Raw genomic sequence first — 12058 nt, 5'->3', positions numbered from 1 at the left:
ACCACAATTAAGAATAATCAGAATTGTGTGTCAAGACAAGCTAATATTATGATCGCCATCGATTAAAATAGATGACTGTTCATTATTTATATATTGCTGCTAATACTCTATTTTTCCTTTCCTATGGTTTTACCAAACCGTTAGCTACATTAATCATCAATAAAAAATCGTTGAATGACTCTACATTTATCAAATTTCTTAGATGTTTTAAGCAATACTATATAACGCAAAAAAACCGATCAAATTAAATGATCGGTTTTTTATGTTTGGTGGAGTAGCAAGAACTAAATACTTTATACTTTGATAATTTTTTAGAAACCAACTTCACTTTGCGTTAGTGCACGTACCTCAATTGGTACTGCATAAAACCAACCATTATCTGCGGCGCAATAAAACTGCCCGTCTCTAAAATCTACGATACACGCTGTAAAGTCGTTCCCTACTTGATCTTCCATAGCGTCTTCATCGCTCACATCACTCACGGCACACCATATTTCTTGATACCCATTTTCAAGCATTGAGCGCGTTAATTCACTCCCCACCACTCCACTATCCATACCACTGACTCCTACAATGAAGATGATTATTTAGGCAAACAATCAGGACTATAAGAGCAATCGCTTGACCACCGCTAAGACTTTGATTTTCAATCATGAATTATAGTGCTGTAATACGGGTGCTGATATTTGCATATCATGTTGGCGTTATTATTTTTGTCGTGCAGTTACTCAATAAACGCTACTATTCAGCGTCAACAATTAAACTAATCTATATTGACTGAGCACCAACCGTTTTTAACTATTATTAATCATAAACCCACTTCATTCTGAGTAAGCTCGACCTTTTTAACGGGTACAGCGTATTGCCATAGATTGCCTTTATCACAAACAAAGCCATCATCACCCAAGGACACGATAGACACTAATAATTCGTAATAACCATTATCGATGGCTGTCATAGCATGATCGTCACTGACATTGCTCACAGCACACCATACCTGATTGTCATCCCGCTCTAATATTGTCTGAGTCAATCTACTACCCTGTAGTTCGATAAGCATGTCTAATCCCTCATTTTTAGTCTGTTATTTTTATACTTTACAGATAAATTCACTTTCTGCAATATATTTTTTAGACTTGAAGGTTACAAATAGACATACTGGAGAGCAATTCTAGCTTGTCTTAAGTAGCTTTTTAGCTGATAAGCATGAAATATTTCATGGTGAAATCTATGCTATGTAACGTGATATAGGTCAAGGATATCAGAGTATTTTTTGTTGGTATTGAACAGCTGGAAAAGCTTCAATACCAACAAAAACCCCAACATTCTATATGCTAGCCATCCCTTTAAAAGGTAAGAAAAAGTCAAAAAACACGCAAAATAAAGGGCTGACAATCTATGACTGTCAGCCCTTTATCAATATTTGGTGGAGATGGCGGGAGTTGAACCCGCGTCCGCCAGCATTACGCTCATGAATCTACATGTTTAGTTTCTGTCTTTAAATTTAATCCGCACCGATCCGACAGTCAGGATGGATTGGACGATTCTCTACTTTTGAACCCAAGCGATTGAGACAATCCCTTGTGGCGAGCCTACATGCGGACGCTTCAACTTAGTTAACCAACTGTAGGTGATCAGCAACTAAGTAAGCAGGGTTTAAGCTGCTAGAGCGTAAGTTTCGTCGTTTGCGACTATAACAATATATGTTTGATTAACGAGAGGACATACACTCTCGACATGCATCATTGAGTTTCATCACCAGCGTCGAAGCCAGAACATCCCCAATAAGGTCGCTTATTATATAGGAAAATCAGGCAAGTTTTCAACCTATAGTAGACTTACATTACATTACGTTACAGCTTAATAATTTACGCCAAAACAGTGTTTAACCATTTGCCGATATTTTGAATCTGCGGCATACAAACCTGATGCGCCATCGGATAAGTGTTGTAAGACACATTATAGTCTTTTGCTGATAATAGCTGATGTGCTTGCTCACCTAGGATGACAGGCACGACTGGATCATGCGTACCATGCTCGATCAAAATCGGCATGTCTTTATTGGCAGCACTATACTCAATATTATCATTGGTCGCTAAGTAAGTAGAGAGCGTCATCAAGCCAGCCAAACGTTCTGGATAGCCAAGTGCCACATGATATGCCACTGCCCCGCCCTGCGAAAACCCTGCGATGACGATGTGCCCTGGTGATACGCCGCGCTCAATCTCACGGCTAATCAAATCTTGTATCTGCTGAGCAGACTCTTCAATCTGAGCCACGTCTACTTTACGCTCTAAGCTCATCTCTATGATGTCGTACCATGCTGGCATCACCATGCCGCCATTTACCGTGACTGGGCGTTTAGGGGCATGTGGAAAGATAAAACGTACTGCCATGTCATCAGCCAAGCCAAGCTGCGGTACTACTGGCTCAAAATCATGACCGCTAGCACCTAAGCCGTGCAGCCAAATCACCGCGCGATCTATATTTTTTTGAGAGGGGTTATGCTCAACGACGACGGCATCTAAATAGTTACTCATAGTTATCCTTAATAATGTAGTGAGATATGCCCTAAGCATTTCTATATTTTTTGCCAAAATAATGTATGTATCATTATATGGTCAATATCATCTGTTAGTTTGAGAATATGGTCAATAGTGGGGTACTAAATGGACAATAGCAAAAATGAGAACAATCAAACATGTCATGACCTCTAGCTACTTTTAGCAAACAACAACCAATAATCAAACGTTAATTTTTTAATTCCTATCCCTACGTCCGATGGGGTTTTTTATAATTTTGCAGGAACATTTTACATGACAATTTCTAATAAATCAGCGCTTGAGCTGAGTAAGCACACGCTGGCTAAAGTTAATAAGATGAATCTCGCCTTACCTCTAACGCTTATCAGCTCATTATTGATAGTAGGCTGCACTACTGATAGCCACTCAACACTCACATCAAAAGCTTCTTCATCAATAGCGCAGCCTCAGCCTCAGCCTCAGCCACAATCGTCCTCACCTGTCGCATATACCTATGGAGTGCGCCCGTTTTATCTGATAAATGATATGGATGAGGGACCACTAAAAGAAGAGCTACAGGCATGCAGAGGGCAACTGCCAAGTAAGACGGACTTCTCTATTGCGCATCGAGGTGCGCCATTACAGCTACCTGAACATACCTACGACAGCTACGTGGCGTCAGCACAAATGGGCGCTGGCATCTTAGAATGTGATGTCGCTTTTACCAACGACGGTGAGCTTGTCTGTCGTCATGCCCAGAACGATTTGCACACCACTACTAATATATTAGCCACGCCGCTCGCCAACCAATGCACTGTACCGCCCATCTTCGATGCTAAAGGCAAACTTACCAATGCCGATAGTATCGAATGCCGTACCTCAGATATCAGTGCCGCTCAGTTTAAAACCTTGACGGGTAAAATGGATGCTGCCAATAAAGAAGCAACCAGTATTAGCGAATATATGAATGCGACTGCACCTTGGCGAACGGACTTGTACTCGCAAAACGGCAAAGTATTAACATTAAAAGAGCATATCGCATTGGCACGCCAGCTAGGTATGAAGCACACACCTGAGCTAAAAGCGCCTGCAGTGAGCATGCCATTTAATGGCTATCGTTTGGACGATTACCGCCAACAGCTGATAGATACTTATAAAGCAGCGGACGTGCCTGCAAGCGATGTATTTGCCCAGTCATTCAATATAGAAGATTTGGATTACTGGATCAAAAACGAGCCAGCTTATGGGGCTAATGCTGTCTATCTTATTGATGACAGCAATGAGACCGCTAAGAATAAAACATTTGATAAAGATGACGCAAGCACATGGAAGCGCTCATTGGCTGATATCAAAGCACGCGGCATTAACACCATTGCACCAGCACTTTGGTTGTTAGTCACTACTGATGGTAAAGGACATATGCAACCATCAGAATACGCAAAACAAGCCAAAGCCAATGGTCTAAAAATCATTACGTGGTCGATAGAACGTTCAGGACCATTAACCAATGGTGGCGATTGGTACTATAGCGGTCTTGGCGATGCTATCAACAATGATGGCGATATGATGAATTATATTGACGTACTAGCGCAAGACGTCGGTGTCCAAGGTATTTTCTCAGATTGGCCCGCTACAGTGAGCTACTATGCCAACTGCAAAGGTCTTAAATAGATTTTCCCTTTATCTATTAATAGATAATCACGCTTAGTTTGTATTACCAAGGCCAGCCTATTCATTGAGCTGGCCTTTTTTTGAATGCGTTAAAATGATTACATCGCAAACCACCTATTTATCGCCCTACTTTTCCATTAACTTTTCACACCATTCGATTCCTAGTAGCAGGAGCACCCTACTGTTTTGTGCTACGATAATTTACTAAGATTATAAGACGATATAAAGACTATGACCCATATTTTACTGGTAGAAGATGATCCTGCGATTGCCATGTCACTCAAAGTGACTTGTAAACGTGAGGGCTGGCGGATGACTTGGTTAGATAATGCCAGCAGTGTGTTGCCGATGCTACATAGTCATGAAGCACAAGATCTATCGGCGATCATTATGGATGTCGGTCTGCCAGATGGTGACGGCTTGAGCCTGTGCCAACAAATACGTCATACATCTGATATCGATGCCTTAAAAGATTTGCCCATTGTATTTTTGACCGCACGTAGCGATGAGGTCGATCGTATTTTGGGGTTGGAGATGGGCGGTGACGATTATTGCGCCAAACCCTTTAGTCCACGTGAATTGGTCGCGCGCTTAAAAGCCATTTGGCGACGTGAACAGCTGATTCAACAGTCAGGCTCTCATACCCCAAATTCAAATGACAGTACTGATAATACTTCCTCGAATAATCTATCAGGACAAGCGTTAACGTTTGAAAATCAATCTGGTGTTTGGCATTATCAGCCGCTTAATTATTCATTAATGTGGCAAGAACAGAAGCTGGAACTTAGTAATACTGAGCGCAAAATTTTACTGACCTTACTACAAGCACCGTATCAAGTCTTTAGCCGTGAGCAGCTGCTTAACGCAGTTAGTGATTATCCTGATCATCGCCTAGCACGCACGATAGACAGCCATATCAAGTCAATTCGTAAGCAACTTGCAACCGTTGATACGAGTATTGAAGTCATTCATACGCATCGAGGACTGGGTTACGCCTTATGTCCAGCTTAACAATGGCTGCTAACTTATGAATCATAATGCAAATAACGCTGAGAGCGCTATTCATAACGACCAAAGCAATTGGTATGCAAAACTGCACCCCATTGGCACGGTGCAGCAAGCTCCTAAACGTAAACGACTGCTCAATTTAAGTATCTTTTTTAGGATTTGGCTTGCAGTCGCTTTAGTGCTCGTCATATGCGGCGTGGTTGTATTTACTCAGTTGTTTGGCTACGTCAAGCCAACCGCGCAGCAAGTCATCGAAGACACGCTCCTAGACACCAGTAAGTTACTTGCGGCCAGTCTCCAGATGCCATTATCTACAGGACAACTATACGATGAGGCTTATCAAGCGCAACTTGATGCAGCCTTTGCTGGCATACCAGCGATTAACGATAATTTAGGTCCCGTCTATCAAACCAAAAGCTATAGTAGCTTTCGGGTATATGTAACAGACAGCAGCGGCAGGGTCATTTATGACTCGCTACCCAAACCTGACAATAATGAAGGGCAAAACTATGGGCGCTGGAATGATGTCTATCTCACATTAAGAGGTCAATACGGCGCAAGAAGTACGCTGCGGGATGGCCAACAGCGTGATGGCTCGGTCATGTATGTCGCACAGCCAATAAAAAATATGTCTGGCGAGATTATCGGCGTGGTCAGCGTCGGCAAACCTGTCGCCAGCGTGCTTCCTTATTTGGACGACACACGTAACCGCATGCTGATCACAGTGCTATTTATCAGCATTGCTGCCCTCATTTTAGCGGGTCTCATCGCATGGTGGCTCAAGCAAAGTATTACCTTGGTGACTCAATATACCAGTGCGCTGGCAGAAGACACCAAAAAACCCTATTTTTATCTGGGTCATGAGCTAAATAGTCTGACAGATACCATCGAGACTATGAAACATCGACTAGAGAATCGTGCTTATGTCACTGATTATGTCCATACGCTCACTCACGAGTTAAAAAGCCCTTTAACCGCCATTCGCGCCAGTAGTGAGCTGTTAGAAGATGATGGATTAGATGGCCATATGCTTGATAAAGATGATCGGCAGATGCTCATTGAGACGGTTGGTGAGCAAAGCGTAAAAATGCAGCAGCTCATCGACCGACTACTGTTACTTGCGAAAGTTGAACAGCCTACTTTTAAGCTCAATCATCAGCTAACGCCGCTACTGCCATTATTACAGAGTCTAATAAAAGATAATACTGCCAAGCAGCAACAGCAGAATTTACAACCTATCGATATATACATCGATGATCAGCACATGACAAACACTACAAACTTGCCAGCAGAGTTGTTGGCCTCTACCAGTGTGTTTGCTGACCAATTTTGGTTGATACAAGTCCTACAAAACGTGCTGGATAATGCCATTCATTTTGCTGATAGCACTGTTAACATCTCTTTGCATAGCACAGCGCGAACGGTAATTATCGATATATTTAATGATGGAAAGCTATTGCCTGACTATGCTATTGAAAAAGCTTTTGAGCGTTATTTTAGCCTATCTCATCAAAGCCAGTCTGTTCACCAAGTGAAAAATCAGAATACAACCTATGCGCTAGATGCAGGTTCAGTACATCAGAAAACTGAATCAAAACAGCCCGATAGTATCCTCAAAAAAGGTACTGGTCTTGGACTCACTTTAGTGAAGCAAGTCATTGAGCACCATGGCGGTCAGGTAACTATTGATAATATCCATGCTAATGATAATAAAATTGGCGCTGATAAAAATCATACTGGTAAAACTCAGCGTTCTGGTGTGATGGTTAGTATTACCCTGCCACTAGCTTAAGAATGAGCATTGATAACAGTTCATCAATTTTCCATCATGACTGCATAGGATTTCTACTTCTTTATTTTACGATAGTACTAGGATCTATTGAACCATCAAATTCGTAAAGCAAATTAGGAGGAGAAAACCTATGTCACATCAATTAACTGATAACCCTATCATTAAGAACCTAATCGGCCTTAGCCGTCATCACTGTGCACAAATTTTATTGAGTCAAGGTGTCGGTAGTATTGAGTTTGGACATTGGTTAGCGGTGCCTAGTCAGCGATTATTACTGGTCTTTCGGCATCAGCAATGTGTGGCTATTGATGAATATCAACTGGCAGCCTAATACCTTGCTAGCTCAACACTTTGATTATATTTAAATATAATTTACATTATAACAAGCTATAAAAAAGCCCTTTATCATTTCTAGTATCAAATACTCAAAATGATAAAGGGCTGATTATTCTAAGGCAAAAATACTAAGTGATCGATTGTACTGGTGGCTTTACATCCGCGTTCTGACCACGGTGACGCAGATAGTGATCGAGCACTACAATCGCTAGCATCGCTTCGGCGATGGGCGTAGCACGCACACCCACGCAAGGATCATGACGGCCTTTGGTTAACATATCGACTGCTTCACCTTGAGTATTAATACTCTTGCCAGCGGTGGTAATACTAGATGTTGGCTTAAGCGCAATACTCACACGGATATCTTGCCCTGATGAGATACCGCCCAAGACACCACCCGCATGATTAGCCGCAAACCCATCTGGCGTCAGCTCATCACGAGCGCTATGCCCGAACTGACCTGCTACCGCCATCCCATCGCCAATCTCGACCCCTTTGACCGCATTAATACTCATCATCGCATGAGCGATATCGGCATCTAAACGATCAAATACTGGCTCACCAAGACCTACAGGCACACCGCTCGCAATAATATCAAGGCGTGCACCGCAACTGGTGCCTTCGCGGCGCAAGTTGTCAATCAATGTCTCAAACCGGCCAATCGCTTCTTTGTCGGCACAAAAGAACGGATTGCTATTGACAAATTCCCAATCGATCTGGTTCGGGTCTAGTACATTGCTATGCTCGTTACCGATTTGGGTCACATGACCACGAATTTGTACGCCCAGCCGTTCTTGCAAGTATTTCTTTGCAATGGCACCCGCTGCCACTCGCATAGCCGTCTCACGTGCTGACGAGCGACCGCCACCGCGATAATCACGAAAGCCGTATTTCATGCTATAAGTATAATCGGCATGTCCTGGGCGAAAGGTGTCTTTAATATCGCTATAGTCTTTTGATTTTTGATTGGTATTGCGAATCAATAAACCGATAGACGTACCTGTGGTTTTTCCTTCAAATACGCCAGAGATAATCTCAACTTCATCAGACTCACGGCGCTGGGTTGAATACTTAGACGTACCTGGTTTGCGACGATCCAAATCTACTTGTAGGTCGTCTGCAGATAATGCTAAACCTGGTGGTACGCCATCAACGATTGCCATAAGACCTGCGCCATGTGACTCACCGCAAGTGGTGACCGTAAAAACCTGCCCAATACTATTGCCTGCCATAACTGTCCTTAAACAAGTAAACGCTACTGATGACTATTTGACCAATCACTCATAACTATTGTTTGTATTGCTTGTCATGAGTGATCGTATTGTTGCTTATAGTTTCGGCTAGTGTAGCCGAGGCCCATTCAAGCTAATATTTAGCTATTTAAGACTATCTAATAGCTGAACATAAGAGGCAAACAAGTGACGGTTTGAGACTAGCTCATCATAGGTAATCGCAAAGACACCATGCCCGCCATGTGCAAACTTCAACCAATCAAACTGGATTTCAGGATAGGCTTGTTTTAATGCCCATTCGCTGTCGCCCACTTCACAGACCAGCAAACCATCTGGGCTCAGGTAATCTGGTGCTTCAAATAAAATACGATGTACCAAATCCAAGCCATCTTGACCCGCGGCTAATGCATGCTCAGGCTCATATAAGAACTCAGGCGGCAAATCTGCCATGATAGCCGCATCGACATAAGGCGGATTGGTAACGATAAGCTCATACTGGTTCTCAGCAGGTATCTTGGCAAACAAATCAGACTCAATTACGTTTACTTGATGGCCAAGGTCATGATGATCGACATTGACCATTGCCACGTCCAGCGCGCCTTTATCGATATCAACAGCATCGACCAACGCATCAACGAAACGGGTGGCAAGCGCGATTGCGATACAACCAGAGCCAGTACATAAGTCTAAGATACGCTCAGGCTGCGATAATTGCTTCACATCTAACCCATGGTCATAAAATACTGCTGACTTTTCATTCGGGCTGACACCCAGTGGCTTGGCAAGCTCAGTCACATCAAAATACGGATGGAACTGCTGACGAATCAACTCTGCGATTGGCGAGCGCGGGATAAGCACGCGCTCATCCACATAAAAAGGCAGATCACAGAAATATGATAAGTTAATCAAATAACTCAGTGGCTTACGTTCAGCGATACGCTCTTCTAATAATCCGAGTACTGCCTGCTTCTCTGACGTGGTCAAACGGCAGTCTAAAATTTGCTCATTGGCTGACCAATCTAAAGACAACGAATGCAATACGATGGCTGAGGCTTCTGCAAACTCATCGGTCGTGCCTTGTGCGACAACTACATCATAGTTACGCAATTGTGTGACGGAAAAACGAATAAAGTCGCGAATACTCACCAGCTGCTCGCGTGCTTCATTAAGCTCTGCTTGCAGGTTAGCAAATTCATCGTGCTCACCAAGAAGTCCAGTCTCTAAATCATACTCCATCTCACCTTCTAAGCCCTTAGACTCATCATCGTTGAAGTATTGGTTTTGAAACTCTTCTGCGCTCATTGTTTGGTCTTCTGACATATCGCACCTTATGGATTCACTATTAGCGGGTTAAATGGCTTTTTGCTAAAAATCGATCTATTAATGAAAAAATTAATCATACATTATAGACGTAAACACCAAATAGCGCCAATCACTGTCGTTTTTACTGAAACAAAAAATAGTGAAAATAATGAGGAGTTTGCGTAAGAATTTAGCATGGCGCCATACACACCTTAGCTAAATTATTACCCAACTGTAGCGAATACGTCAGCAGTTGACGTTTAGCCAGCTCTAAATGCAAAAAGATATACCAAAAGTTTGCGAAGCAACCGAATTATGCGCATAATAGCCGCATTAGTAGCAACCACAAGTGATTCAATATGATGAAAATAAAGCCTATTATTACTGCTATATCTATCGCTGCCATGAGTGCCAGCGTTGGCGCGCTTGCCGCCACTGCTGATAATGCTCGCACATTGCCAGTGCGCACATCGAACGCTATGCCAGGCCTTGCCCAAAAGGTTAGCCTCAACGTGCAAGAAAACCGTAGCCGCTCAGATGGTGCTGCTACTGTACAGTTAAATACAAAGAATGCAAAACCCGCTGATAGCATGAACCAGCTTATTAATACCAAGCAAGAAGCCAACCAAAAGACGCCGGCGCCAGCTGCTGACAATATGAGCGCAGCAGAACTGACGCGTAAAGATGAGCAGTCAGATAGCACTGATGATATTAGCGAAGGTCAAGCCGTTGCCGCTCCTAGCGATGTCTCATCTATTGACTCATCTGATCCGCTCGCCTTTGAGTTACCGGAAAGTGAAAAGCGTCAAGACTTCAGTGATGATCCGACCATCAAAAATATCGAAGATAAAGATGGTAAGAGATATACCACATTAAACTTGTCAAATTACGCGCAACAAGTAAATAACGCTGTCTGGTCGCCTAATATGAAAGTCAACTCAGCAATGACGATCAAAATGCAAGCGTTGCTCGATTGGAACCATGCCTCTCCTGGTCCTATCGACGGTGGCTGGGGTATGAACAGCAAAAAAGCCCTCATTAATTTCCAAGCGATGAAAGGCTTGCCAACCACAGGTAAAATGGATCAAAAAACATGGGATGCCTTGGTTAAGAACATTCCTGCAACCAAGCCTGTACTGGTCACTTATACGTTGACTGATGATGATATCAATACTAACTTTGCCACTACGCCTGCTGGTGCAGAAGCCAAGTCAAAAATGAAAGGACTGTATTATCAAGACATCAAAGAGATGCTTGGTGAACGCTTTCATATGGACGTACGTTATTTAGATAAGCTAAATAAGAACAAAGAGTACAAAGCGGGTGAAACCATTACCGTGCTCAATACCCGTGGAGCGCTCAATCAGCGTATTAACCGTGTGGTTGCCAATAAAGCAGACAAAACACTGTATGCCTATAATGGTGATAAGCTAGTTGCCACCTATCCAACAACTATTGGTAGTGATGACACACCTTCACCGCACGGTACTTTTAAAATTATCAATAAAGTAAAAATGCCTTGGTATAAAGCAACAGTCGGTGAAGGCGCTCAGAAAAAAGTGCATATGTTACCACCAGGGCCAAACAATCCAGTCGGCGTGGTATGGATGGGCTTATCTAAGCCTTCGTATGGTCTACACGGCTCACCAAAACCTGAAGGCATCAGTCGCCAAGCGTCACACGGTTGTATCCGTCTGACCAACTGGGATGTGCTTGAGGTTTATGCCAATATCGAAAATGGCGCAACGGTTGAACTTAAATAGTTATTTGTCATAGTTAGCGGTTTATCATTATTTATCAAAAAAGACCTCAATATTGAGGTCTTTTTTATATCTAGTCGTTTTTTACTTATAGGCCAACAGCCAGCTGACCACAAAACATGACCCTTATCTTAAACTATGCCTCATACCCTTCTTCATTACCCGTGATACTGCCAACTTTTTTGGCGAAGTACATCGTTATAGGTATAGACGCGAGGGCACCTACTGCGACCGCTACTTGCATATGAGCTATCTCATCAAAACCCATAATGAGCGTACCAATGATGACCATCCCTGTAGTGACGGTTCCCGCTATGATGTAAATGACAGCAAATAATGGCCAGTTCATGATTTAATCCTTACTTATCTTGTGGGTATAACTACTTTATACGTTATATCCCTACTAAAAGTAAGTATTTAATATAGACGCCGGAT

The 12058-nt window shown here is 42.8% G+C and carries 11 protein-coding genes and 1 other RNA gene; 5 read left to right on the top strand and 7 right to left on the bottom strand.

Annotation, left to right across the window (positions count from 1 at the left end; all coding sequences use genetic code 11):
- Nucleotides 1–311: 311 nt before the first annotated feature.
- From QO189_RS01465 to QO189_RS01450, 4 genes are all read right to left on the bottom strand, one after another.
- Nucleotides 312–557, bottom strand: a complete 246-nt coding sequence (locus QO189_RS01465) for a hypothetical protein (RefSeq protein WP_371531214.1) — start codon at nt 555–557, stop codon at nt 312–314.
- A gap of 251 nt (nt 558–808) precedes the next feature.
- Nucleotides 809–1060 carry a hypothetical protein gene (locus tag QO189_RS01460; RefSeq protein ID WP_371531213.1) on the bottom strand — a complete coding sequence of 84 codons (252 nt, stop codon included), beginning with the start codon at nt 1058–1060 and terminating at the stop codon, nt 809–811.
- Between the two features lie 364 nt (nt 1061–1424).
- Nucleotides 1425–1783, bottom strand: a transfer-messenger RNA (tmRNA) gene (ssrA, locus tag QO189_RS01455).
- 85 nt (nt 1784–1868) lie between these two features.
- Nucleotides 1869–2540, bottom strand: coding sequence for an alpha/beta hydrolase (locus QO189_RS01450; RefSeq protein ID WP_371531212.1), 672 nt, complete (start codon nt 2538–2540; stop codon nt 1869–1871).
- A gap of 276 nt (nt 2541–2816) precedes the next feature.
- Here QO189_RS01450 and QO189_RS01445 point away from each other — a divergent pair, with 276 nt between their 5' ends.
- The 4 genes from QO189_RS01445 to QO189_RS01430 all read left to right on the top strand — a co-directional run bounded on the left by QO189_RS01445 (nt 2817) and on the right by QO189_RS01430 (nt 7324).
- Nucleotides 2817–4193, top strand: coding sequence for a glycerophosphodiester phosphodiesterase family protein (locus QO189_RS01445; protein ID WP_371531211.1), 1377 nt, complete (start codon nt 2817–2819; stop codon nt 4191–4193).
- 231 nt (nt 4194–4424) lie between these two features.
- The gene (locus tag QO189_RS01440) at nt 4425–5204 is read left to right on the top strand and encodes a response regulator (RefSeq protein ID WP_371531210.1); all 780 of its coding nucleotides are present in this window, start codon (nt 4425–4427) and stop codon (nt 5202–5204) included.
- A gap of 16 nt (nt 5205–5220) precedes the next feature.
- Nucleotides 5221–6993, top strand: a complete 1773-nt coding sequence (creC, locus tag QO189_RS01435; protein WP_371531209.1) for a two-component system sensor histidine kinase CreC — start codon at nt 5221–5223, stop codon at nt 6991–6993.
- A gap of 130 nt (nt 6994–7123) precedes the next feature.
- A complete protein-coding gene (locus QO189_RS01430; protein WP_371531208.1) occupies nt 7124–7324 on the top strand; it encodes a hypothetical protein in 201 nt (66 codons plus the stop codon).
- Between the two features lie 133 nt (nt 7325–7457).
- Here QO189_RS01430 and aroC read toward each other — a convergent pair whose 3' ends face one another.
- Nucleotides 7458–8561 carry a chorismate synthase gene (gene aroC, locus QO189_RS01425; RefSeq protein WP_114700845.1) on the bottom strand — a complete coding sequence of 368 codons (1104 nt, stop codon included), beginning with the start codon at nt 8559–8561 and terminating at the stop codon, nt 7458–7460.
- 144 nt (nt 8562–8705) lie between these two features.
- Nucleotides 8706–9881 carry a 50S ribosomal protein L3 N(5)-glutamine methyltransferase gene (gene prmB, locus QO189_RS01420; RefSeq protein ID WP_371531207.1) on the bottom strand — a complete coding sequence of 392 codons (1176 nt, stop codon included), beginning with the start codon at nt 9879–9881 and terminating at the stop codon, nt 8706–8708.
- Nucleotides 9882–10222: 341 nt separating this feature from the next.
- On the opposite strand from prmB, the gene QO189_RS01415 reads away from it, so the two are divergent.
- Nucleotides 10223–11626, top strand: a complete 1404-nt coding sequence (locus QO189_RS01415; protein WP_371531206.1) for a L,D-transpeptidase family protein — start codon at nt 10223–10225, stop codon at nt 11624–11626.
- A 133-nt stretch (nt 11627–11759) separates the two neighbouring features.
- On the opposite strand, the gene QO189_RS01410 is transcribed toward QO189_RS01415, so the two are convergent.
- Nucleotides 11760–11972: a hypothetical protein gene (locus tag QO189_RS01410; protein ID WP_371531205.1), complete on the bottom strand. Its 213-nt coding sequence runs from the start codon at nt 11970–11972 to the stop codon at nt 11760–11762.
- Between the last annotated feature and the right edge of the window lie 86 nt (nt 11973–12058).

This window comes from Psychrobacter sp. Arc29 (assembly GCF_041431175.1).
GTDB lineage: Bacteria > Pseudomonadota > Gammaproteobacteria > Pseudomonadales > Moraxellaceae > Psychrobacter.
The sequence above is the reverse complement of the archived record's forward strand: the minus strand, read 5'-3'. Positions and strand labels throughout refer to the sequence as shown.

Excerpts from the sequence above, each read along its gene's own strand:
- QO189_RS01465 (WP_371531214.1), bottom strand. The coding sequence starts at position 557 with ATGGATAGTGGAGTGGTGGGGAGTGAATTAACGCGCTCAATGCTTGAA.
- QO189_RS01460 (WP_371531213.1), bottom strand. The coding sequence starts at position 1,060 with ATGCTTATCGAACTACAGGGTAGTAGATTGACTCAGACAATATTAGAG.
- QO189_RS01450 (WP_371531212.1), bottom strand. The coding sequence starts at position 2,540 with ATGAGTAACTATTTAGATGCCGTCGTCGTTGAGCATAACCCCTCTCAA.
- QO189_RS01445 (WP_371531211.1), top strand. The coding sequence starts at position 2,817 with ATGACAATTTCTAATAAATCAGCGCTTGAGCTGAGTAAGCACACGCTG.
- QO189_RS01440 (WP_371531210.1), top strand. The coding sequence starts at position 4,425 with ATGACCCATATTTTACTGGTAGAAGATGATCCTGCGATTGCCATGTCA.
- creC (WP_371531209.1), top strand. The coding sequence starts at position 5,221 with ATGAATCATAATGCAAATAACGCTGAGAGCGCTATTCATAACGACCAA.
- QO189_RS01430 (WP_371531208.1), top strand. The coding sequence starts at position 7,124 with ATGTCACATCAATTAACTGATAACCCTATCATTAAGAACCTAATCGGC.
- aroC (WP_114700845.1), bottom strand. The coding sequence starts at position 8,561 with ATGGCAGGCAATAGTATTGGGCAGGTTTTTACGGTCACCACTTGCGGT.
- prmB (WP_371531207.1), bottom strand. The coding sequence starts at position 9,881 with ATGTCAGAAGACCAAACAATGAGCGCAGAAGAGTTTCAAAACCAATAC.
- QO189_RS01415 (WP_371531206.1), top strand. The coding sequence starts at position 10,223 with ATGATGAAAATAAAGCCTATTATTACTGCTATATCTATCGCTGCCATG.
- QO189_RS01410 (WP_371531205.1), bottom strand. The coding sequence starts at position 11,972 with ATGAACTGGCCATTATTTGCTGTCATTTACATCATAGCGGGAACCGTC.